The organism is Maribacter sedimenticola, from assembly GCF_900188415.1.
GTDB classification, from domain to species: Bacteria; Bacteroidota; Bacteroidia; order Flavobacteriales; family Flavobacteriaceae; genus Maribacter; species Maribacter sedimenticola.
Genome location: NZ_FZNV01000003.1, coordinates 152,424 through 174,383, shown reverse-complemented (window position 1 = coordinate 174,383; position 21,960 = coordinate 152,424). Strand labels below are relative to the sequence as shown.

The following is a 21,960-nucleotide window of genomic DNA, read 5'->3' as shown; positions in this document are numbered from 1 at the left end:
TTGGATTTAAAGTGTAAAAAAAAGTTTTGATGTTCTGTGCGGAAATGGACTCACCTAATTCCATAAATATATCTTACCCTTACGGGCGACGACGGCGAGATGTGAACGGACGCGCAAGAGCAACTGGGCTCACGGTACTGTATAAAAAGTAGATTTCTTCGTTCATTACGGGGTAAATGTACAAATTATATTTAATTGACATCAACGATGGTTATTTTTTTACAAAAACTTTACTTTTTGTTACGTTGTGCAACAATTTCATAGCTTAAAAAGCCAAATACTGAAATATATTCAATGGCCAACAACCATAAATTTTCCTTGTAATCTAATTGGGAATAGGCAAAATAGCTCAGGACTATGGCCGCAGACCAAACCAAGGCGTATCTAAAGGAAGTAAACAGGGCTAGCAGTACCAAAAAGATTATGTACCACGGGTGTACCGTAGTGGACATAAAATAATAAAGGGTCAATACCCACATCATTGATGCTAGTACTGCATTTAAATTGCGTTTTTTCTGTATAAAAGTAAATAGGAGTACTATCGTAATTGTAGCCCAAGGTGTTATTTTTCCATATTCTTTTATGAATTCCCATGGTTTGGCATCAAAATGCATGGCAGTATATTTTACTATATTATATAAGCTGGCATTGAATTCAAAATTGGAGAACCAAAGCCTAAGGGTACTCATATAATGGTCTATAAATAACGGGGTATAAAAAGGTAAAAACAGGAGCAGACATGTAAGTCCCGTTATGGCATAGAATAATAAACTTTTCTTCCAGCCCAAATAGGTGAAAAATAGGGGGAGAAACAATAATGGCACCAATTTTATTGAAATGGAACATGCCATGATTACGGCCGCCAAATGCCACTTTTTCATTGATAATAAGTACATGGCAGTTATAAAGAAGAATAGCATGACTCCTTCAAAATGAAGATTACCCGTTAATTCAACAATAACCAATGGATTAAGGAAATACCAAAAAATCAACTGAGGTGATCTGTTCAGGTTTTTCAGCAACTTTCTTCCAAAATAAAGGATGCCAATATCAGCCATGATTATGCTACCGCGCATTATAACAAGAGAACCTAAAATGCTGTTTCCGCCAATTAAAGAGGAAAGCGCAAATATAAACTGGTTCAAAGGTGGATAATTACTATAGTGCTTTGCGCTAAGGCTGCCCATACCATTTAAAAGTTGCTGTGCATTGGGGATGCTATTATTGGGTGCCAAAATCAGTTCTTGGGGTACGTGTAAATACGGATTAATAGCGTTGGCCACTAAATGCCCATCCCAAATAAAGCGATAAAAATCTTGTGATAGATTGGGTTCTGCAATGGTAAATAGTAGCCTAAAGAAAATACCAATTGCCAAAAGAAATTTAAAATTCCATTTTTCAAACTGTATTAATTTGTAACACAGGAAAAACAGGGCTACAAATAAAGTCAACAATTTTATAAAATCCGTACGGGGAAGATAATAGGCAAAAGTGATATAAAACACTGAACCCATCATTGCCAAAAGTATTGAAACCTTATGTAGCTTCAAAAATGTACTTAGGGAATTGGGCATTATTGGTCAGGTTTTGTATTAAGGCAATATAAGGTTTTAGCATATATTTTGTTTAGGGCTGTAGCATTTTACCTAAAAGTTCCTTCATCATTTTGGCGGCTAGGTAAGCGGTCATATCTTGAAAATCCCTATCTGGATTGTATTCCACAATATCTGCCCCTACAATTTTTGTATCAATACTATGTATTAAATCTATGACTTGCCTAGAGGTAAGTCCGCCTGGTTCATGGTGTGAAACCCCTGGGGCAAAGGCAGGGTCAAATCCGTCCATATCCAATGAAATATATACCGGGTTTTCAAATTTGGATATTGAATTGATGTCCAAATTGCGCATCTCGTGCAATTCTACATTAAATTTTTTTGCCTGTTCTGCCTGATGTGGGTTTAAGGTTCGGATACCTACCTGTACTAGTTTTACCGCAAAACCGTTTTCCATAATCCGGGCAAACGGACATGCATGGGAGTAAGGGTCTCCGTCATATGCATGGTACAGATCGGCATGTGCATCAATATGTAGTATGTCCAATTTAGGATAAAAACCGTGAAACGCTTTTATAATTGGAAAGGTGACCGAGTGGTCGCCACCTAGAGTAAGTATTTTGGGCAGGTTTTTTAAAAGGTTATTTTTTGTGATGGATTCTATGTCAAAATAGTCGGTTATTGCATAGTCTCCAGCATCAACAATTGTTTGGTGTTCTATGGATGTGCCCAATTCTGAATATAGATTCATGGAGTCACTGTATAAAGCCTTTCTTATTTGTTTTGGGGCTTTTGCAGGACCTTTTTGAAAAGAGGATTTTGCATCCCAATTTATACCTTGAATAATAATATTTTGCATAAGTTAAAAGGGCATTTACAATTCAATATTTATAATGCTAAAAACGTTGTTCACAAAGAAATATGTTCAACTAAACTTTTCTATTTATTGGTCCTTCTTCTTTAAAAGTTCAATTTTTTCCTGAACATTTTTACGCAAGGTAGTGTCAATAGTTGTGCTAAAACTTTCAGTACCTACAATAATAGGATTGGTGTCATTAGGATTTCTAGATCTTAGTGCCGTCATTTTGTCAAGAAGATCGTTGGAAAAAGGGTGGTTTGAAATTTGTGCATCTACGTTTTGCGTAACCGCTTGAGAGGCAAAATAGTTCAATGAATTTAAATATGTTTTATTTTCTTCCAACGTATCCGGTAGACCTGTTCCGCCCCAAATTGCCACCACATGGGGTTCGCCATGGTCAGTTGTTGGGATAATCATGGAAATGGCGCCCTGGGTATGCCCAGGGGTCAATAAAATTTGGATCGACGTATTGCCCAAGGTCACTAATTGTTTATCCGTTAATTCCATGTAATTTTTTGGCACAGATAAATCACTGGATTTATTCCCAAAAGGATCCACGAGTACTCTGGCATTGGGGTCGTGCAATCCCTCCCACGCAACTTTGCTCATCATTACCTTGGCATTATAGTTTTTTTCCAGATAACGAGCACCTCCATAATGGTCTGCATGTTCATGGGTGACAATAAGTTTTTTTATGGAATTGGGGTCCAAACCAAGTTCTTTAATACGGGGAACGATGACGGTTTCTGCATCATTTGAGGTCCACATTGCATCTATAAGGATAATGCCTTCCGAAGTGGTGACCACAAAAGATCCAACCCCTTTATATCCTACATAATAAATATTATCAAATAATTGGGTTGGCGTTACCACAGTGGTATCGAATAAGGGGGAATTGCGCATTCCTTCAGGTATTTCGTCTTTGTTGTCCTTAAGTTTACTTGAAGTATTAGGGGGATTATCTGCTTGCTGTTTTTTTGAATTACAACCAAATATGAATACAATACTTAATAGGAATATAATTTGTTTCATTTTATGTGATTTATTTTTACAATAAGATTCATGCAACCACTATAATTAGAGGTCCGTTTTAAAATAATCAATTTTAAAAAAGTTGTAAAACGATACCGTTAATCAAGCAAGAAATAGATTGGTATAAAGTTAAAAAAGGGTTTGGGTGGCAAGGTTACTCACCTAATTCCGTTATTTTTTTTTCATATAATTTTTTACTTTCAACTACGGCTACATTAAGTTCTTGCATAATTCCGTCTACCCTACCTTCAATACTTTTCATTTGGTCGTTGATATTATCAAAAGAATTCAGTGCCGCTGCAACTTCCAAAGCCTTGACCACTTCTACGGCATCTCCATGAAGTAATTTTAATTTATCTATTGCTTTGGAGGTATTGGCCAAAGTACCATTATATTTGTCACGGGCCTTTTTTATAGCGCCTAGTAGAGTTTTTTTACTGGTCTCGTCACTAAGGCTGTTTGTCTGCTTTTCCATGGCAGCAAAAAGATTGGATGCCTTTTCCTTTAAATCTTCATATTCCTTGTTTAGGTTTTGAACACGGCGATCTACTTTTTCCCAATCCCCATAAACCTTGGCGAATTCCTTGTCCTCGTTTTTGGTTTCTTCCAAAGCACTTTTTAAAGCGTTCAAAGATGCCAAGCCCTTATTTACATTTTTATTAGCGGTCTCTTTTTTGTTTTCAAATGCATTGACCTGTGATTTAAATTTATCCTTTAAGCGTATAAGGTCTTCTGGACTTTTATCTTTCCAGCAGGAGGTAAGTAATAGAGTAGTCAATACTACGAATAGCGTTTTTTTGTACATGAAATTAAGCTGTAGTTAATGGTGCGCTAAAGATACATATTCTTAAAATCTAATTTTCATCAAGAGCTATGGTATAGGAATCTATGCAACGGAATAAAATGTTTATTGGCGCAATAGTATTTCTTAGGCATAGCTAACATTGAAGGACTTGAATTTTGATAAAAGAACAATGTCATGGTTGGCGTGAGTGAATGCACGGATCAATATATAAGTAGTTTGAAACAAAAAAACCTTCTACCGTATGGGTAGAAGGTTTGCCTAGTTGTTTTTAAGGGCTATACGCCTACATTATCCTTGGACCATGCAAACTTTTGAAAAGGGGCATCTACCGGTGTGTTGGCAATATGGTTGGTGTAATTGCTGATCACTTTTTGAGATACACCCAAAATAATGTCCAATACGTGTTGTTCACCATAACCTTCGGCGTAGAACGCCTCTAAATCCTCAGAGGTTACATGGCCTCTATTTCTTACAACGGTCAAGGTCATTTTACGTAACGCCTCTAGCTTGGTATTTTCCAATGGTGTTTCATTACGTAGGGCATTGGTTATGCTATCATCAACCTTCATCATTTTTGCAATTCCTGTATGTGCGGGCACACAATAATGACAGGCGTGCTCTACATTGATCGTTTGCCAAACTACGGTCAACTCATCATTGTTGAACGATGAGTTTGAAAATAGTTCATGTAATGATTTGTATGCCTGTAACAATTGGGGTGATCCGGCAAGAACACCATGTAGCCCGGGAAGCATTCCAAAGCTTTTTACGGATTCCTCTAATTGCGTTTTACTTCCTTCAGGAGCAGATGCAATGTCATGTATTTTTAATGTTGTCATAATATAAAATTTAAATAAATTAATAACTAAACAGTCGTTTAGTTTTAGGTTAAAAAAAAGGGTTAAATGTTATTGAATGTCATTTCAATATAATCTTCAATTTCTTTGTTGGAATTTACTTTTGTTGCCACCGCCAAGCCATGTTTGGCAAGTAATAAATAATTGGCCTGTTGCTCTATAGTGTCAAGGTCCTTTTCAGTGTTTATTTTAAGTTTTTCTATAAAAAGTTGTTTAAGGTTCTTCATAAAACTTTCCATTTCCTCTTTCACCAATTGATCATCACTATGGGCAAATTCATAGTATGTATTAGTGACTAGGCAACCTTTTTGATTTCCGTTCATATTTCCTATTGCAACAGAGTCGTAAAAAAATGCCTTGATATCCTCAACGCCATTTTTGGCCTTTTTAAATTTTTCAAAAATGGCATGAACACGTTTTTTGTAAGATTTTAAGCATTCCAAAAAAACACCATGCTTATTGCCAAAACTGGAATAAATTGAAAATTTATTGATGCCCATTTCACGCTCCAACATATGCATAGAAGTACTTTCATATCCGTTACGCCAGAACAATTGCATTGCCCTGTCAATAACCTCACTTTCTATATATTGTTTTTTACGCGCCATATGCTATAAATCCATTACAAAACTAACCATTCGTTTAGTTATATAAAAACCTTTTAACAAATGTTTGTGTTATGCATGTTTAAATTTTGGTGTCAATCCGTTTTCATGACCGGTGTAAAGGGTTGTTTTAATCTAGATTCAATGAAGGTTGAAATCTGATCATGTGGGCCTTTAGGGTAGAATCCAAAAACACATATGGCCTCGTTACCTGTATAAGCGCGCTTGTCCTCATCCCTTCCAAAACTGAAGATTACCATATTATCGCCTTGTCGCCAACCTTCATCTCCCGCAGCAGTTGGACCTGTGTCTTTTACTCCAACATAAAAAACCTGGGTATCCTTAGGGTCACTATCGGCCAAATAGAAGTAAGGGGAAGGAAATTTGTTGCCGAACTCAGGATTTAAATAACCTAAACCGCCTTCTACAAATGTTCTATGTACGCCATCCTTCAATACATAATAATCTTTTTCTATCGGTGCTTCTTGTTCGCCACCCACAGGACCTTCATATAAAAATGCGTAGTTGTCTTTCGCCTTTATTATTTTAATAGTGGCATGTGTAGGGTAAAAGTGATATTCCAGATCATACGTTTCATTTGAAGTTCTCATGATTAAATGATCGCCCTCTAAAATGTGATTAAATGCTATTGGATTTCCTTTTGCATCCGTCCAATAAGATGTAGCGTTGCTTTTGCGCTGTGGATGGTTGAAATTACCTTCTCCAAAGTTTGGCCAGCCCCGGTATTCATGTTTACCTCCATTGGATGATGAGGTATTATAGCCTTTATCCGCATCGTTACCGATCCAATCATTGCCAGCTTGATCAAAGGCGCTGCTAAAGCCGGTTTTACCATCTGTTTCCCCATTTTCAAAATACCAGGTACCACCAGCGGCGGCAATTTTCCAACACATATTATCAAAATGTTTTACCTTGGTTACCCTTACGTTTTTAGGAAATGGCTGATATCCTATTCCTGCTGTAGGTTCACTGCCATTATGTTGATAAAAGTGTGCAGATGCTTGCCATGCTTGGTACATTTGGTCAACGAACGCATTGGCATTGCCGTTAAATTGGATTACGCAACTATTGCCTACCTCAAAATTGCCCATGGTAGGTGCGTTATAAGTAGATAGGTAATAGCCAAGACCTTGCTTGTGAGTTATGGTCGGAAATTTATTCCAATCTTCAACAGAATTTTTTTCTATAAAAAATGATTTGTCTTCACGTACCCCATAAAGGTCTTTAATGACCATTTGCTGTTTGTCCATTGTTCCCCAAGTGACCGTTAGGTCCAATTGCGGTATTACAGATTGGTACCATGCACCGTGATATGCTACTTTTTGTGAGGGGTAGATGTTGTTTATGTAATCTTTGACCCAATACATAAAATCATGCTCGGAAACCGAAGATGTCCGGGAAAAGGCATTAACCAACTCATCTATGAAATTTTTAGAATCTCCATCAAACTGTAGTACGGTCAAAGGCCTAACTTTAAAACTGCCCATGGTGGCCTCTTTATATTGGGTAATATAATAGCCCATTTCAGGGTAGTATTCAATACCTGGCAGATCCGTCCAATTTTCCTCTTTTTGTCTACCTATAAAAAGTGACTCGTTTTCTGTTAACCCTTCAACTTCCCTAAGTTCAGATTGTGTAGAGGTTACTTTTCCCCAACTAATGGTAAGCTTATGTTCTGGCAAATTAACCTGAAACCAATCGTTATGATGGTCAAAAGTGGCATTTTTATAGTTTTCCGGTATATATTTTTTTAACCAGTAGGCAAATGCCGTGTTGTTTTCTGGTAAGGCATTCTGCTGGTGTTGTGAAAAAGATAAATGACCATTCAAAATGAGCACTACAATAGTGAGTATATAGGTCTTCATAATAGCATCGGTATATTTCGTTTATTTTCGATAATGGAAGATAATATTTAAATAACGAAAATAATCGAAAATATAAAAAAATCGGTTTTGTACTATAATTTCACATAATAGGCTAATTAATAGGTGATTAAATTGTTATTAGATGTAATAGATTAAACTTTCAATCCCTATTGATCGGTCAAGAATTTTAATTCATTGCCAAGAAACCCTTCTTCAGAATTTGGTTCATTATCTTTTATGACCATAATATTTCCAGTTTGTTCGTCGTAAGACTTCCAAGTGGGTAGACCGTCGTTATTTGGGTTTCCGGTTTTTGCAAAGTTCACCCAGTAAGAAGAAAGTACGTCTTCTATCATCTTGTCATTTGGTTGCCAATTCCGTTTCCATGTATGTAAGGTGTGCAATGTATAGGGAACGTCACTTGTATGAAAAGCTCCGTAATTGGGAAAACCCTGTTTATCCGGTGGTACGTGACCAAACTGGTATAGGTAGGTGGGTTGTGTATTATACGTTGCCAATAGATGTGATGGTACGCCCGCAAAGTGCAGCATACCCAATTTGCTTTTTACTTTTTTGACATCCTCTTTTGTTTCGGCAGGAAAAATAGTTAGAAAATCCGATGCTTTAGCGCCGTATTCTTCTTGGGCCTCGTTATAATAAGCCTCAACGGTCATTTCATTATCTCCTGAAAAATTTCCGTCCCCGGTTACCCAGCCGCTAATTATAGGTATTTGATGCTGTCTGCCATTTTTAAAATGGTCCTTTATATCCTTTGGAACTACGTAGCCTTCTGTTGTAATGCCAAACCGCCCTACATTGGTATCATTACTGATAAGATGTACATCTTTCACAGGTAAATTTCGTAATTCGTTGATAGTGGTTGCCTTGACCTTTTCCATAAAGCGTATTCCGGTAGCTTCGGCATCGGCCAGGGATTGTGTCCTTGTGCTTCCCAATAGACCTCCGCTTTGTAATATGGCTTTATGGAACAACTCATCGGAAAGGGGAGAGGCAATTAGGGTATTCACGCTAAACGCCCCTGCCGACTGTCCGGCGATGGTTACATTGTATGGGTCGCCACCAAATGCGGCAATATTGTTCTTTACCCATTTTAACGCCGCTATTTGGTCCATTAGTCCATAATTGCCCGATGCATTTTTCCCGGATTCAGCAGTCAACTCTGGGTGAGCCATAAAACCAAGTATACCTACGCGATAGTTAAAACTTACGAATACAACACCTTTCTTGGCCAATTCCTCACCATCATAAATAGCACAATTGGAAGAACCACTTGAGAGTCCGCCACCATAAATCCATACAAAAACCGGTTGTTTTTCTGTTTTGGTCTTTGCAGTCGTCCATACGTTCAAGTATAGGCAATCCTCATTTAAAGGTTCGGGTAAGGCAATAAACTCTTCTGTCCAACAATAGAAAGGTTCCGGGGTATTTTGAATGGGGCTTGGCCCAAATTCGGTACATTGTAGAGTTCCATTCCATGATAAAACCGGTTGCGGAGCTTTCCATCTTAAATTACCTACTGGAGGTGAGGCAAAGGGAATACCTTTAAATATACGCACCGTTTTATCCGTGTTATAACTCCCTTCTATTTTACCCTTGTCCGTATCAACAATGGTTTCACTGGGGAAATTACAGCCTAAGGTTAGGCAACAAAGTAGCAGATGCAAATATTTCATGGATTTGTTTTATAGGTCATTTACTTTTGGTTGTTAGTCTTGATTTTTATGGAGGACATCTCAAGGTACTAAATATCCCATTGTTATTTTCTTTTTGATAGGTACTGATGAAGCTGGTATAAACAATTTACTATATCTTTAAATTACCTCCGTAATCATATCTTATGAGCATTTAACTAACTAAATATAAACTGATCAAACATGAAACAAATACTAACCCAAGTAACTCAAGGCGTGTTCTTAACGGCATTACTAATGGTATCCTCCTGTAAGGAAGAAGAAAAGCCCATTATTGACCAAACAGCAGAATTGAACCAATGGTTTGATGACAAATACGAAGAACGGTTGCAAATGAGTCCGTTGGCACTTACCGCCCAAGGAAGAAAGGACCAATATGATAAAATCGATGACCTTAGCAAAGCGGCAGAGGAAAACGAATTGGCGTGGATGGCGGCAAGTACAAAGGAGCTACATGAAAAGTTTGATTATGATAGTTTAAGCGATGCGGACCGCACATCCTATGATCTATGGACGTACCAATATGAAATCATGAAAGAAGGTGAGGCCTATAGCCATATGGATTATGTGTTTGACCAAATGCGTGGCATGCATACACGGTTGCCCAGTTACTTGATCAACTTTCATAAAGTGGACAGTATTGTGGATATGAATGCCTATATCTCCAGAATCAAGGAAACAGGTAGGGCAATGGATCAACTGGTAGTGCGTGCAAAGGAGCAGGCTGCAGCAGGTATATTGCCGCCAAGGTTTGCCTTTGAAACCGTAATTGTCCAAACAAAGGCATTAAAGGACGGTACGCCAGTCTTTAATGATATGAAAAGTAAGATCAATGCGCTTTTGACCGGGGATAAGATTACGGAAGAAGAGGCGACGGAACTAATCGGGAAATCGGAAAAAGCGATCAATGACTATTTTAAGCCGGCATATGCCGATCTGTTGAGTTGGTTGGAGAGCGAAGTGGATAATGCAGAAGAAAAGCCCACTGGGGTTAGTAGGCATGAAAATGGCAAAGATTTTTATAACTATCGTTTAAAGGTATTTACCACCACCGGTATGACCGCGGATGAGGTTCATGAAATAGGCTTAAAGGAGGTAGCTAGAATAAAGAGTGAAATGTTGGCGATAAAGGAGAACGTAGGATTTGAGGGCGATTTAAACGCATTTTTTAAGTTCGTAAATTCTGATGAGCAGTTTTTCTTTCCAAATACAGATGAAGGAAGACAAGGATACTTGGATGAATCCACAAAATATTTGGACGATTTGACCAAGAAGCTACCGGACTATTTTGGCATTTTGCCCAAAGCGGAATTACAGGTAAAACGAGTGGAGGCATTTCGTGAGCAGGACGGTGCGCCACAACATTACTCTGCAGGTACCCCGGATGGTTCCAGAAAAGGGACCTACTATGTGCATTTATCGGATATGAACGCTATGCCAAAATCAACAATGGAAGGCGTAGCCTATCATGAAGGTAATCCTGGGCACCACATGCAAATCTCCATTGCACAGGAATTGGAATCCGTGCCTAAGTTTAGGACGCAGGCCGGTTTTAGTGTGTACAGTGAAGGCTGGGGCTTATATTCAGAAGCATTGGCCAAGGAAATGGGCGGATATCAAAATCCATACTATGATTTTGGACGTTTGGTGAACGAAATTTGGCGGGCCATTAGATTAGTGGTCGATACGGGCTTACATGCCAAGGGATGGACGGAAGCGGACGGTATAAAGTACTTTACTGAAAATTCATCTATTGCCCAGGGAGCCATGAAAGCGGAAGTACAGCGGTATATGGTGATGCCTGGGCAGGCAACATCTTATAAAATAGGAATGCTCAAGATTCAAGAATTACGTAAAATGGCAGAAACTGAATTGGGCGATAGCTTTGATATCAAAGGATTTCATGATACCATACTTGGTGGCGGAGCCTTACCATTAGAATTATTAGAACGTAGGGTTAGAACATGGATAGCCACACAAAAGTAAATGCTTTACTATATTGTAAAATGCTGTAAGGATGAATACCTTATGGCATTTCTATATCAGTAAGGACAATAGTTGTACGGCATCGTGAAAGGGAATACATCTAAAAAAGTAAAAAGACCATGGCCCACCAAGGCGGCTATGGAACAGGTTTATGCCATGCAACTTTGGGGAGAAAACGGAACAGCATTTTATTCCGGAGAAGGGTCTCACTTACCAAAGATCGTAACCCCTTATATAGAGGTAGTCTCCTCGTTCCTAGGTTCTTTTGAACGTCCTTTACGAGTGTGCGATCTTGGTTGTGGTGATTTTAATATAGGCAGTACCTTAGTAGCCTACACAGCACATTATATAGCTATTGATATAGTTGAAAGCCTTATAGTTCACAATCAAAAAACATTTCTCCAGGAAAATTTGGAATTTCATTGTTTGGATATTGCCGTAGACCCCTTGCCCAAAGCGGATTGTGCAGTGGTACGGCAAGTTTTACAACATCTTAGCAATCAGGAAATACAACAGATCGTGGAAAAATTGGCCCACTATAAATATGTGCTGCTTACCGAACATTTGCCTGATCAAGAATTTGAACCCAACAAGGATATCATATCGGGGCAGGGCATACGTTTAAAAAACCATAGCGGGGTAGATTTGTTGGCCCCACCGTTCAATTTCAAGGTAAAAAAGGAGACTCAATTATTGAGTCTGCCGGTTGCCAAGGGGAAAATCGTAACCAAATTATACCAAGTTTTTTAAGGATTGGTTGGTTTTTGGAGTTAAAGTAAATGCTTAAGCTTTACCTTTTTTATGTTTAGGTAATCTTGGTTGTGTACGTTAGTTTTGGTGATGAGCGGAACTCTTTTTGTAATAATGATTCCGGCATTTTCCAATACTTCAATCTTTTCCGGGTTGTTGGATAACAGTTCTATGGATTTTACTTTTAAATGTTCAAGAACCTTGGCCGCAATGGTAAAATCCCTCAAATCCGTATCAAACCCCAAGGAATGGTTGGCTTGTATGGTATCTTGTCCCTCATCCTGTAAAGCATAGGCGTTAATTTTGTTGAAAAGTCCTATACCTCTACCTTCCTGTCTTAAGTACAGCACAATACCGCTACCTTTTTCGGCAATGGCCCGTAAGCTTTCCTCAAGCTGTTCTCCGCAATCGCACTTTTTTGAAGCGAACACATCTCCGGTAAGACACTCTGAATGCAACCTTGTCAACACATTTTCCTTAGCCTCTAATTCCCCTTTGTAAAGTACACAATGCTCAAAATCAACACCCTCTTCCTTAAAGGAAATGATGTTAAATTTTCCATATGCCGTTGGTAATTGTGCGGTATTCGAATATTGAATGTTCATGATAAAATCTACTAATTTCAAATAAAATGGAACAAAATGGTTCTTTTCCATCTACTTTGTCGTACAGAACAAAACTAATTACATTTCAACTGATAAATATTAAAGTAGTATAAGAAATTTCAAATTTCATGGAAAACATCGTTGAACAACCAAAACGGAGACCTATCTTATTTTTTTTGCACCAAAAAATTTAAGCATTAATAGTAATTTTCATTTTTTTGGAAGCGATCCCTTTTCCGCCCGCCATTACACTTTTAATACTATGCTGTTGTAATTTTAAGTGCACAATGATTAAACTGGGAGAAGGTTTTGACATATATTTTCCTTGTTGAATATGAAACGCCTCCTTTGTTATATCTAGCTTGTCATACAAATAACATGCTAAGGGTCCTGCTGCCATACCAGTTCCCGATTCTTCCAGTATGCCATAACTAGGGGCAAACATTCTGGCCGTGGCATCATACTGGGTGCTGGGAGCAAATACATAATAGCCAATTAGATTTAGCGCGTTACTGAGTTCGGTAATCAATTGAAATTGTGGGGTTAGTTTTGCAAGTACATTTTCATCCTTTACGGGTACCATTAAAAAAGAATTGCCCGTATGTACTACAACAATAGGGGCATTGGGTAATAAGTCCGTTTGTTGAATTCCCAATGACTTCAAAATGACATGGGTTTGGTCATCTACTTGGGTATAGGTCGGCGCCAGTTGTTCCATAAAAGCTAAATCTCCTTTAAGTTCTATGGATCTCTTACCATCTATGGTTTCCTTGGAAGATATATTTTTTTTCAGTTTACCTAGTTGTTTAAGGTAGGAGAAGGTTGCTACGGTAGCATGGCCACAATGGGCAATTTGTCTGGTAGGCGTAAAAAAATCCAATTTAAAATCTTCGGTCTTTGATGTTGAAACAAAAGCGGTCTCTGACAACCCCACCTGTTTTGAAATTTGAAGCTTGTCCTGAACCGATAAGTCATCTGCATCTAATACCACTCCGGCAGGGTTGCCACCCTGACCATTTTCTGCAAATGCGTTCAAAATCTGTACGGTAACTGTTTTTTTAGACTTGTCCATAGGATACAATTTTTAGGTTATATAATAGGGACGTAGAGGAGAGGAAAAAGACGGAGTTAAAAATCATTTTTTTTATAATCCAATATTTTACCGGTTTTGTCAGATGTTACATTAGGGCAATCCAAAATCGTTTCCTTTAAAATTTTCTTGGCTGTTTGCACTCTGGATTTTGTACCGGAATAGGAGATTTTTAAATGGGCGGCCAATTCTTTTTGGGAGTAATTTTGAAAAGTAGTCAATACAATGGCTTCTTTATGCTGTTGGGATAGGGCATTGATTTTTTGGTTGATACAGTGGCTGAGTCTTGAATAGTCAAAATTGTTGGACTCTAAAACGGGCAATTCAATTTCGGCTACTGAAATGTCCTGCTTTTTCTGAATACCTCTAAAATGATCAATGATACTATTTCTGGTAATTTGATAAATCCATGAAGTAAGTCTGGAAATTTGCTTTAATTGATGGATGTTGGTCATTACTTTAATAAAAACCTCCTGGTGTATATCCTTTGCGGATTGCTCATCTTTAACTTTGTTTAAAATAAACATAAAGAGTTCTTCGCTAAGGTCTTTCCAAATAATCGTGATTTCCTTTTCCATACCTTAAATCTACAAACTTTTGTACACCACTGTCAGTTATGAACGGTGAGTTTATCAATATAGTCCCAAATTAAGCATGTTCGTTTTCCTAATAAGATGCCAAATCATAGTTTTTTTATAAACAGGAAATTAATTATGCATTAAATAACATGATAATAATTGGCTTGGCAAATAGTAAGGTTCAGCTTTTTACAAGTGTTTATTTATTTGTCAGTAACTACCACAGAGTTTGCAATATAGTCGTGTACGGCCTTTTTCTTTTTATTTCCGGTTACCGTTAAAAGAGATACCCAGCCTAAGGTGAATTTGAAAATAAACCGCACAAGGGCGGAGGGAAAGCCAATATAATTTTCCCTTTCAGTATCTTTTCTTACCGTAATATTACTAAAGGAGTGGCCAATTGTACCACCAAATTGACTCGTAAAAAGAGGGTCGTATAAAATGAACAATAGTACGGCTATGACAATACGAACATAATTGGGGACATTGTCAAATAAATTCAATAGTTCTGAGGCTGCGTACATTGCAGCTATTAAAAGCAATGCATCAATAATTGCTGCTTTTATACGATCTGGCAATATAGCGTAATCGGTTTTTGTTAGGGCTTGCATAGCGTTATTTTTAGTATGATTGGCGCAATGGCCTTGGTTAAATTTAGTAATTTTTTAAGCTGATTTAGAATAAGTTAACTAAAGCTTTGCTTACCGAGTTCCTAGTTTGTTTTTTGTTGAAATGGCATTGAAAAGGCATGTGGTTTGTGTATTACTGGCGCTTTAATAGGTGTTAGGTTGTTACCTGAATCATTTAAGGTGTTTTTGTTTTGTTCTGGACCTTTTCCCCTTTAATAGGTGAGTATTCTTTTTTAAGTTCCCCGTTCACAAGAATATTGGTAAAAAAGCTTTTTGCTCCAGTGGCTTTGTTCATATCCTCTATATTTTGCAAATGAAAATGCAAATGGGCCTCTGATGAATTACCTGAATTTCCGCAAAGTCCTAATAAATCTCCTTGTTTTACGTGCTGACCTTGCTTTACTACAATAGAATTTTGTTTAAAGTGGGCAAAAAATAGAAATTCATTCAGGTCTGTTTTTAAGATGACCGTATTGCCAGGAACATAGATAGGATTCATCTCTCCGGGAATATTGTCCTTTATACCGTCCACGACCAGAACAACTTCCGCATTGCAGGGGGCAATAAGTTCTTTACCAAAGGCGTAATAGTCATCGTTTGTTTTCCCGTCGGTTTTATAGGATTTTCCAGTATGGTCCGTAATGACGATATCAAATGCATTTTTTTGGGCCTCGTTGATTACATGATAATTTAATTCCTTGGTGTCTCCTCCCCAGAAAATGGTCCATTCGTAATTAAAGGGTAGTATAAAATTTGTAGTGTTCCTTACAAGCTTAGGCAGATCGGGGTCTTTGAACGGCTTAACGAACAACCCGTTTATTTTTCCTGTTTTATCAAGCGAAATGTTTACGGCCAAAAGTGCCCGCTCAAAATTTGTTCTGTACGAAGCGTAAGTGCCATTTTCATAAGTAATGAATGTTCTGTTCACCATTTTACCGGCTTGGCTCTTAAGGCCTTTTAAAAAATCAGTGGTTTGTTCCAAGGGTAGGGCCGACTTCATATTCGGGGCAAAGAGCTCAAATATGTCCTTGTACTGCTCTGCATTATATAATTCATGAAATTCGTTGGCTACTTTTTTTATGGTTTCTTTTTCTTCTTGACCAAAGAATAATAATGGCATTAGAAGTAGCATTGGTATTATTGATTTCATCATGGGTTAGGTTGTTTAAAATATAAAATACTGCGTTCTGCATATAGGTCGTTCGTATAAGGTTTTTTCAGCCTCATTAGGAAAATATATTCATCAATATGCCCTTAACAAGTTATGTACCTTGCTTAGCCATTAATTTTTCACTGCCAAATCCTCCCTAGTGACCAGTTTGCCTCCAATCATCACATGTTCAATAGCGTTGTAAGCTTCAATATCCAACAATGGATTTTTGGTTAAAATGAGCATATTGGCCTTTTTACCTGTTTTTATGGAACCTATATTAGCATCTAAATGAAATGCTTTGGCATTATTGATCGTAGCTGAAGATAAAATTTTATCCAATGGTACACCGGCCTCTTTCATCAATTGCAGTTCCCAATACCCATTATGGCCCGGTTGGTTGCCATATGTTGGAGCAGAGGGCGTATCCGTACCAAATAACAGTAATGCATTGCGATCGGAAAGGTATTTTAGAGCAAGCATGGCATGTGCCTGGATGTTGCCATATATCTTATGAACCTCACCGGTTTCAAGCTCGATGAAAAGTTCTTTGGCAAACCACTGTCCTTCTTCGGTTTTATACCAATCTAGCAATTTTTTGGGTACTACCTTTTGTAATTCGGGTTGGTCAAGAAAGGCTAGGTCCGCTAGTGCCTCTTCACCGGAAAGGACGGTTAGGGTGGGGGTGTAGCCTATTTGTTTTTCTATTATTTTATCCAAGGTTTGTTTTACTTCTAAGGGTAGTGAATCTAATGGTACATCCCTATAGGTTTCCCAATTCCATAACCCATGTGCAATGACATCTACCCCTACATCCGCTAAAAAGGAATGAGCCTCTAGGGAATTGCCATGCACGGTCAATACCAAATCGTTGGCGTGCGATTCTGATATTAATTCGTTCATGATTTTTTTCGTGGGCACGGGTAATTTTGGCATGCCCCTAAATCCTGATTCGTAATAGGATTTTACGGCAATGGCTCCTGTATTTTTTATACGTTGCACTACCGCCTTAGGTGTGTGGTCCGCAGGATCGTATTTATCAGGGATATGTGCTGCCTGGCTTTCCATGTAAATAAAATTGGGGGTAGATTCAAACCGGTATTGTTCCGGTGCAAAATTCATTGGATAACCATTTGCAACGGATGCCCCAGAGCGACCTGTATGGTAAATATCCGGATGAATAGGCAGGGTATTGATAGCGGTTAATTGCTCATTGGATATGCCACCAAGATTAATGAGTGAGGTAAAGCCATAATACAGATAACTGTTGGGCATTTGCGAAGTAAATTGTTTGGCGAGTTCTGGGTTGGCTTCCATATGATGGGGCAACATTCCTTGAACTTCCGTAATATGAACGTGACTGTCTATTAGGCCGGGAATAATATATTTACCCGTGCCATCTATTTGTTCAAAAGTGCCACTAAGGGTAGGTTTTTTTTTATCGACATAAACAATAGAATCATTTTTGATTACCAAGTGGCCATTATACGGATGGTAGTTGCCGTCTTCTGAGGTAATGATGGTAATATTTGAAATATATACCCCGTGTGTCAGGTTTAGTAGCTCTTGGGTTTCTTGGCATGATAAAGCCATTATTGTGATAAATAGTACTATAGCTTTTTTCATAAAGCTTTGTTTTAATGTTTGCCATGGGGTAGTACAAGTATAAGAAATGTAATTGATTTTGAAGTATTTACTGTTGCCAAGGTACATGTGGTATGGTAGGCAATTCTAAATTATTTAGGGTTATAGTAACCGCGATTATCAAATTGTAATTAAAATTTTCACAAGTTTCGTTTGAAGGATAAGTGCTTGTTTTGCCCTTATTCTTTTAAAGTGTATGAATAAATGATATCGTTGTTTTTAATATCCCAAATGGGCTACATATTTATTATAAGACCCTTAAACCGGTTGATTAGTTTTTTTTCTTCAGCCCTAAAAAAAATTAAGAGCATTACATAAACTATAGGAAAAACAAAATAAAAGGCTAACGGAATTCCCAAGTCTACCGTTAGTTCCAAAGCCAACATAATAATAGGAATTAACAGTATAAACAATAGACCATATTTAAACGTTGTATATAGTTTAATTTGTGTTCGTGTTTTAGACAAGTTGGAAAAGGTTGCATATACAATGATTGCGCTTTTTGCATCCTTGTTTAAATCAAGGGCATAGTTTGTGCCAATTGAAAATGGTAGGCTTAGGATACAATCCGTTTGCGAAATCCATTTGACAAAAATGTGCTTTTCATGGAGGATCGATTTTTTTAGTTCCTCGATACCCTTATCTACCACCAAAATTTCCTGGTAGTTAGTTAGAATGGACATTGATCAGCTTCTGTATTAACATACCACAACATATTAAGTTTTTGATTTCAGTTGAAAAATTGAATTGTATAGTTCTTTTTAGTTTAGATTGAATTTTTTGAAATCCTATGCTTTTTATGTATCCTAAACTTGACATTCTCATGTCCTGTTTCTTATTTCAGGCTCAAGTTTTTAAGTTTGGATAGTAGTAGGCACTAATCTAATATTCTAAACATTGGTATAGATAGGAGTACTTACTATTCTTGGGAAATTTAGTAAAAAACTTAATGTGCCGGGACAGTGTTGAAAATGATTTTTTTCCTGTTCTAGAATGTAAAACAGCGGTTATTGTTGACCAGTTGTACATGTTTGCACTTAAGGATTATGGCCATTTTGAGCAAGTGCTGTTTTTTTCTTGTCGACATTTTTCAAAATAAAACTGGTGTCGTTAAGTTTTAGTATTTTAAAATTATGACCTTGACGGTCAATAGGAACTGTGCTTGATATGTACTTTGAATTTTTGGCAATATTCCAAGTACCTTCAGAGTAGAATTTTGATTTGCCCGTTCCAATTAAACAATTCATGACGTACGAATCAATGATGGTGCTGTCCTCTGCTATTTTTAAGATAGATCCATTATGTTCTTTGGTCTCATCAATTTTTACATATTTCAAATTCTTTTCATTATCCGTAAGCAACCATGATCCTTCTAGATGGTTTAGGGCTACCCTATTACTCTTGCAGGAAAGAAAACCTAAGACTAAAACTAAACCGATAATAAATTTGAAATTTGTGTTCATCATTTATTGTTTCCTTTAAAAAATGAGTATTAGGATAAAATTTGGACCAAAAATTTCTTGTTCTTTAAATTTAACAAATCTGTGTGAATTTTCCCATAAAAATGGTTATAAATTATTGATATGTAGCTATAACGAATAAAGTTCGTTTAGGGTTTTTCTAGGTGTTTAACCGTACTTGATTGAAGATAAGTATACCCATGCTATATAAAATATTTGTAATGGAATTCTGAACCATAAATAGTACAATCCATGTCCGTTAAACGTGGCTTTTTGATACTCTATATGTTCAATTGCAGCTTTTATGTTTGCTGGTATTATCAAAATAAAAAACAAAATTAGTAGATAGGCTGTCAACGTTCTATATTGTGGAATATGTAACCCAATTGCACCAAAAACTTCAATTACCGCGGTAAAGTAGACTATTTCTTTTTTGTACGGTATATAATTGGGAATCATCATGGCCATTCCTTCAGTGAACATAAAATGACCTAGTGCAGTGAAGAGTAGCATTACGGACATGCCAATTCTAGCGCATAAGGAAATGTCGTACGTTCCATGTATGGATTTAAAGGCTATTCCTGTAATTAATGTGGCAACTAGTAAAACAATTAAGGGTTTCATTTTTTATTGTAAAGTTGAAGACTATTGGCGCTTTAAACAATGAACCCAGGTTAAGAAATTCGCTTTCTAATTCTACTTAAAGCTTGTGGGGTTATGCCAATATAGGAAGCAATATATTTCAATGGTATGTCCTTGAAAAGATTTGGTCTATTTTTAAAGAGCGACAAATAACGTTCTTGCGCAGTTTGGTTTAAAAGTGATTGTTCCCTTTCTGATTTTATTAAATATAGGTTTTCAGCGGTCAATCTACCAATGGTATTGCCTATTGCTGTCCGGGCATATATTTCTTGTAAATCTGTATGGGAGATACGCCATAAGGTTGTCTTGGACAATGTTTCTAGCTGATACGTACAAGGAGATTGCCTTATGAACGAATCGTATGCACAAACAAATTGGTTTTCAAAGCAGAAACCAAATGTAAGATCGTTTTCCAAACTTGGAATATAAAGCCTAACCGCTCCTTTTTCAATGAACGAAAGATACGTTTCTGTCTGTCCCGTTTTTAGTAGTATGGTTTTTTTGGAATATTCGGTTTTTTCAAGTTTAGATGAGAACAGTTTCCAATCTTCATCGTTAATTGTCACAATTTCCTCAAAAAAAGCTCTAATCCTATACATTGACCGTTGTTTAGTTCTTCTTGTTGCTGGCCGTTTAAATTCAGGACACTACCTGAACCGCTAACGCCTATTATAAGATAGGTTTTATTTTTTGATTTAGTTTTTTAAATCTACCAATTTCAATGCTGTATGGTAGGCTTCAATTCTTGAATATGCCGTTCCGTCAACCAATATGATAACGGTCAACATCGCAATTGTTGTAATGCTTATGGCTCTCCACGTGGGAGTTTGGATAAAGAGGATTAGCAATGCAGCAATAATAATTAAGATAGGAATGACCTTAAACACAACGGTGTACTCTTTTAAGGTACTTTCGGTACGTTCTATTTCTGACTGATAAAAGGCAGGTGCATCTGCATTGAACGCTTTTTCAAATTGATTGATTCTAGATTTGTTGGTATAAAAAAGACCGAGACCTATGGTTATAAGAAGTATACCTGCAACTAAGGTTGGAATAATGTAAGCCTTTGCTAAATCTGTTTTTCCCAACTGCCAAAACCCGATGCTTGCCAGTAAAAATAAAATGGCGAAAATGATGAAGAACCGTGTAGAGAATACCTCGGCTTTTGCCCACTCCGTGGCTAATTTTAAGATTTCCATAGTTTAATTCATTTTATATTTTTCCCTGTACTGGGTTGGACTTATTCCTTCTTTTTTCTTGAACAATCTTGAAAAATAGGGCGGATATTCAAACCCTAGTTCATAGGCCACTTCAGAAATACTCTTACTGGGTTGCAACAATATATTCTTTGCTTCATCAATTAAAAGTAATTGCAAATGCTCAGTGGTAGTTTTACCTGTTTCCTTTTTCAGCGTATCACTTAAATAGCGTTTAGAAACGGACATTTTATCAGCTATCTGCTCTATACTTGGAATGCCTTTTTCCTGCAATTGTCCAGATTCAAAATATTGGGTAAGGTGTTGGTTAAATTGCTCCAATAAATTGTTGGCTATTTCTTTTCTGTGTAAAAATTGTCGTTCATAAAATCGATTGGCATATTTCAATAACGTATCCAATTGAGAAATAATGATTTCCTTACTAAAGACATCTTGGTTATTTTGATATTCAATTTCAATATTTTCTACAATAGATTCCAATTGCTTTTCTTCTTTTGGCGATAGATGCAACGCTTCGTTAACCGAATAGGAAAAGAACCCATATTTTTTAATTTGATGGGCCAATGCCGTTCCTTTTAAAAAATCTTCATGAAAGTTTATGGAAAACCCTTTTTGTTCGAATACCACACTTTTGTCCCATTGCAAGACCTGTCTGGGTGCTATAAAAATTAAGGCGCCATTGGTAAAATCATACTGGGTTCGCCCGTAATTTAAATCTCCATCCACATACTTTTTAAAACTTATGGAATAGCAATCATTGGTAATTGGAGGCGAACTTTCTCTAGGGCAAGGCAAAAAACCATCACCTTTAGAATTGAACACGCTCAACATAGGATGCTCGGGTCTGGGCAATCCTAAATAATCTAAATACGATGCTAATGTTTTAAAGTGTTGCATGGT

General features: G+C 37.2%; 22 protein-coding genes. 2 read left to right on the top strand and 20 right to left on the bottom strand.

Annotated elements, in window-relative coordinates:
• Positions 1-230 precede the first annotated feature (230 nt).
• The 8 genes from CHB68_RS10170 to CHB68_RS10135 form a co-directional block, all read right to left on the bottom strand.
• Positions 231-1,574, bottom strand: coding sequence for a putative hexosyltransferase (locus tag CHB68_RS10170; protein ID WP_089260776.1), 1,344 nt, complete (start codon positions 1,572-1,574; stop codon positions 231-233).
• A gap of 52 nt (positions 1,575-1,626) precedes the next feature.
• Positions 1,627-2,412, bottom strand: coding sequence for an agmatinase (gene speB / locus CHB68_RS10165; RefSeq protein WP_089260775.1), 786 nt, complete (start codon positions 2,410-2,412; stop codon positions 1,627-1,629).
• Positions 2,413-2,496: 84 nt separating this feature from the next.
• Entirely contained in the window at positions 2,497-3,444 is a 948-nt protein-coding gene (locus CHB68_RS10160) for an MBL fold metallo-hydrolase (protein WP_089260774.1), read from the bottom strand.
• 154 nt (positions 3,445-3,598) lie between these two features.
• Positions 3,599-4,249, bottom strand: coding sequence for a hypothetical protein (locus CHB68_RS10155; RefSeq protein ID WP_089260773.1), 651 nt, complete (start codon positions 4,247-4,249; stop codon positions 3,599-3,601).
• Positions 4,250-4,524: 275 nt separating this feature from the next.
• Positions 4,525-5,088, bottom strand: a complete 564-nt coding sequence (locus CHB68_RS10150) for a carboxymuconolactone decarboxylase family protein (RefSeq protein WP_089260772.1) — start codon at positions 5,086-5,088, stop codon at positions 4,525-4,527.
• A gap of 62 nt (positions 5,089-5,150) precedes the next feature.
• Positions 5,151-5,714, bottom strand: coding sequence for a TetR/AcrR family transcriptional regulator (locus tag CHB68_RS10145; RefSeq protein ID WP_089260771.1), 564 nt, complete (start codon positions 5,712-5,714; stop codon positions 5,151-5,153).
• A gap of 92 nt (positions 5,715-5,806) precedes the next feature.
• Positions 5,807-7,597: a hypothetical protein gene (locus tag CHB68_RS10140; RefSeq protein ID WP_089260770.1), complete on the bottom strand. Its 1,791-nt coding sequence runs from the start codon at positions 7,595-7,597 to the stop codon at positions 5,807-5,809.
• A gap of 167 nt (positions 7,598-7,764) precedes the next feature.
• Entirely contained in the window at positions 7,765-9,291 is a 1,527-nt protein-coding gene (locus tag CHB68_RS10135) for a carboxylesterase/lipase family protein (protein WP_089260769.1), read from the bottom strand.
• A gap of 201 nt (positions 9,292-9,492) precedes the next feature.
• On the opposite strand from CHB68_RS10135, the gene CHB68_RS10130 reads away from it, so the two are divergent.
• Both CHB68_RS10130 and CHB68_RS10125 read left to right on the top strand, forming a co-directional pair.
• The gene (locus CHB68_RS10130; RefSeq protein WP_089260768.1) at positions 9,493-11,295 is read left to right on the top strand and encodes a DUF885 domain-containing protein; all 1,803 of its coding nucleotides are present in this window, start codon (positions 9,493-9,495) and stop codon (positions 11,293-11,295) included.
• A 138-nt stretch (positions 11,296-11,433) separates the two neighbouring features.
• Positions 11,434-12,045, top strand: a complete 612-nt coding sequence (locus tag CHB68_RS10125) for a class I SAM-dependent methyltransferase (RefSeq protein ID WP_089261248.1) — start codon at positions 11,434-11,436, stop codon at positions 12,043-12,045.
• A gap of 20 nt (positions 12,046-12,065) precedes the next feature.
• Here the strand turns inward: CHB68_RS10125 and ribA are convergent, their stop codons facing one another.
• The 12 genes from ribA to CHB68_RS10065 form a co-directional block, all read right to left on the bottom strand.
• Entirely contained in the window at positions 12,066-12,701 is a 636-nt protein-coding gene (gene ribA / locus CHB68_RS10120) for a GTP cyclohydrolase II (RefSeq protein WP_218822499.1), read from the bottom strand.
• A gap of 139 nt (positions 12,702-12,840) precedes the next feature.
• The gene (locus CHB68_RS10115; RefSeq protein ID WP_089260767.1) at positions 12,841-13,722 is read right to left on the bottom strand and encodes a PhzF family phenazine biosynthesis protein; all 882 of its coding nucleotides are present in this window, start codon (positions 13,720-13,722) and stop codon (positions 12,841-12,843) included.
• A 56-nt stretch (positions 13,723-13,778) separates the two neighbouring features.
• On the bottom strand, positions 13,779-14,318 hold the full coding sequence (locus CHB68_RS10110) for a sigma-70 family RNA polymerase sigma factor (RefSeq protein ID WP_089260766.1): 540 nt from the start codon (positions 14,316-14,318) through the stop codon (positions 13,779-13,781).
• Between the two features lie 203 nt (positions 14,319-14,521).
• Positions 14,522-14,929: an RDD family protein gene (locus tag CHB68_RS10105; protein ID WP_089260765.1), complete on the bottom strand. Its 408-nt coding sequence runs from the start codon at positions 14,927-14,929 to the stop codon at positions 14,522-14,524.
• A gap of 193 nt (positions 14,930-15,122) precedes the next feature.
• A complete protein-coding gene (locus CHB68_RS10100) occupies positions 15,123-16,100 on the bottom strand; it encodes a M23 family metallopeptidase (protein ID WP_089260764.1) in 978 nt (325 codons plus the stop codon).
• 129 nt (positions 16,101-16,229) lie between these two features.
• Entirely contained in the window at positions 16,230-17,723 is a 1,494-nt protein-coding gene (locus tag CHB68_RS10095) for an amidohydrolase family protein (RefSeq protein ID WP_179213187.1), read from the bottom strand.
• A 254-nt stretch (positions 17,724-17,977) separates the two neighbouring features.
• Positions 17,978-18,424 (bottom strand): hypothetical protein, encoded by a 447-nt coding sequence (locus tag CHB68_RS10090; protein WP_089260762.1) that lies wholly within the window; start codon positions 18,422-18,424, stop codon positions 17,978-17,980.
• Between the two features lie 354 nt (positions 18,425-18,778).
• Positions 18,779-19,207, bottom strand: coding sequence for a hypothetical protein (locus CHB68_RS10085; protein WP_143815195.1), 429 nt, complete (start codon positions 19,205-19,207; stop codon positions 18,779-18,781).
• A gap of 162 nt (positions 19,208-19,369) precedes the next feature.
• Positions 19,370-19,825 (bottom strand): DoxX family protein, encoded by a 456-nt coding sequence (locus CHB68_RS10080; protein ID WP_089260760.1) that lies wholly within the window; start codon positions 19,823-19,825, stop codon positions 19,370-19,372.
• Positions 19,826-19,875: 50 nt separating this feature from the next.
• Positions 19,876-20,442: a Crp/Fnr family transcriptional regulator gene (locus CHB68_RS10075; protein ID WP_089260759.1), complete on the bottom strand. Its 567-nt coding sequence runs from the start codon at positions 20,440-20,442 to the stop codon at positions 19,876-19,878.
• Between the two features lie 96 nt (positions 20,443-20,538).
• Complete coding sequence (locus CHB68_RS10070; protein WP_089260758.1) at positions 20,539-21,042, bottom strand: hypothetical protein; 504 nt, start codon at positions 21,040-21,042, stop codon at positions 20,539-20,541.
• A gap of 3 nt (positions 21,043-21,045) precedes the next feature.
• Positions 21,046-21,957: a helix-turn-helix domain-containing protein gene (locus tag CHB68_RS10065; RefSeq protein WP_089260757.1), complete on the bottom strand. Its 912-nt coding sequence runs from the start codon at positions 21,955-21,957 to the stop codon at positions 21,046-21,048.
• Positions 21,958-21,960: the final 3 nt, after the last annotated feature.

What these genes read in the sequence shown, in the direction of transcription:
- CHB68_RS10170 (WP_089260776.1), bottom strand. Translation starts at nt 1,574, where the DNA reads ATGCCCAATTCCCTAAGTACATTTTTGAAGCTACATAAGGTTTCAATA.
- speB (WP_089260775.1), bottom strand. Translation starts at nt 2,412, where the DNA reads ATGCAAAATATTATTATTCAAGGTATAAATTGGGATGCAAAATCCTCT.
- CHB68_RS10160 (WP_089260774.1), bottom strand. Translation starts at nt 3,444, where the DNA reads ATGAAACAAATTATATTCCTATTAAGTATTGTATTCATATTTGGTTGT.
- CHB68_RS10155 (WP_089260773.1), bottom strand. Translation starts at nt 4,249, where the DNA reads ATGTACAAAAAAACGCTATTCGTAGTATTGACTACTCTATTACTTACC.
- CHB68_RS10150 (WP_089260772.1), bottom strand. Translation starts at nt 5,088, where the DNA reads ATGACAACATTAAAAATACATGACATTGCATCTGCTCCTGAAGGAAGT.
- CHB68_RS10145 (WP_089260771.1), bottom strand. Translation starts at nt 5,714, where the DNA reads ATGGCGCGTAAAAAACAATATATAGAAAGTGAGGTTATTGACAGGGCA.
- CHB68_RS10140 (WP_089260770.1), bottom strand. Translation starts at nt 7,597, where the DNA reads ATGAAGACCTATATACTCACTATTGTAGTGCTCATTTTGAATGGTCAT.
- CHB68_RS10135 (WP_089260769.1), bottom strand. Translation starts at nt 9,291, where the DNA reads ATGAAATATTTGCATCTGCTACTTTGTTGCCTAACCTTAGGCTGTAAT.
- CHB68_RS10130 (WP_089260768.1), top strand. Translation starts at nt 9,493, where the DNA reads ATGAAACAAATACTAACCCAAGTAACTCAAGGCGTGTTCTTAACGGCA.
- CHB68_RS10125 (WP_089261248.1), top strand. Translation starts at nt 11,434, where the DNA reads ATGGAACAGGTTTATGCCATGCAACTTTGGGGAGAAAACGGAACAGCA.
- ribA (WP_218822499.1), bottom strand. Translation starts at nt 12,701, where the DNA reads ATGGAAAAGAACCATTTTGTTCCATTTTATTTGAAATTAGTAGATTTT.
- CHB68_RS10115 (WP_089260767.1), bottom strand. Translation starts at nt 13,722, where the DNA reads ATGGACAAGTCTAAAAAAACAGTTACCGTACAGATTTTGAACGCATTT.
- CHB68_RS10110 (WP_089260766.1), bottom strand. Translation starts at nt 14,318, where the DNA reads ATGGAAAAGGAAATCACGATTATTTGGAAAGACCTTAGCGAAGAACTC.
- CHB68_RS10105 (WP_089260765.1), bottom strand. Translation starts at nt 14,929, where the DNA reads ATGCAAGCCCTAACAAAAACCGATTACGCTATATTGCCAGATCGTATA.
- CHB68_RS10100 (WP_089260764.1), bottom strand. Translation starts at nt 16,100, where the DNA reads ATGATGAAATCAATAATACCAATGCTACTTCTAATGCCATTATTATTC.
- CHB68_RS10095 (WP_179213187.1), bottom strand. Translation starts at nt 17,723, where the DNA reads ATGAAAAAAGCTATAGTACTATTTATCACAATAATGGCTTTATCATGC.
- CHB68_RS10090 (WP_089260762.1), bottom strand. Translation starts at nt 18,424, where the DNA reads ATGTCCATTCTAACTAACTACCAGGAAATTTTGGTGGTAGATAAGGGT.
- CHB68_RS10085 (WP_143815195.1), bottom strand. Translation starts at nt 19,207, where the DNA reads ATGATGAACACAAATTTCAAATTTATTATCGGTTTAGTTTTAGTCTTA.
- CHB68_RS10080 (WP_089260760.1), bottom strand. Translation starts at nt 19,825, where the DNA reads ATGAAACCCTTAATTGTTTTACTAGTTGCCACATTAATTACAGGAATA.
- CHB68_RS10075 (WP_089260759.1), bottom strand. Translation starts at nt 20,442, where the DNA reads ATGTATAGGATTAGAGCTTTTTTTGAGGAAATTGTGACAATTAACGAT.
- CHB68_RS10070 (WP_089260758.1), bottom strand. Translation starts at nt 21,042, where the DNA reads ATGGAAATCTTAAAATTAGCCACGGAGTGGGCAAAAGCCGAGGTATTC.
- CHB68_RS10065 (WP_089260757.1), bottom strand. Translation starts at nt 21,957, where the DNA reads ATGCAACACTTTAAAACATTAGCATCGTATTTAGATTATTTAGGATTG.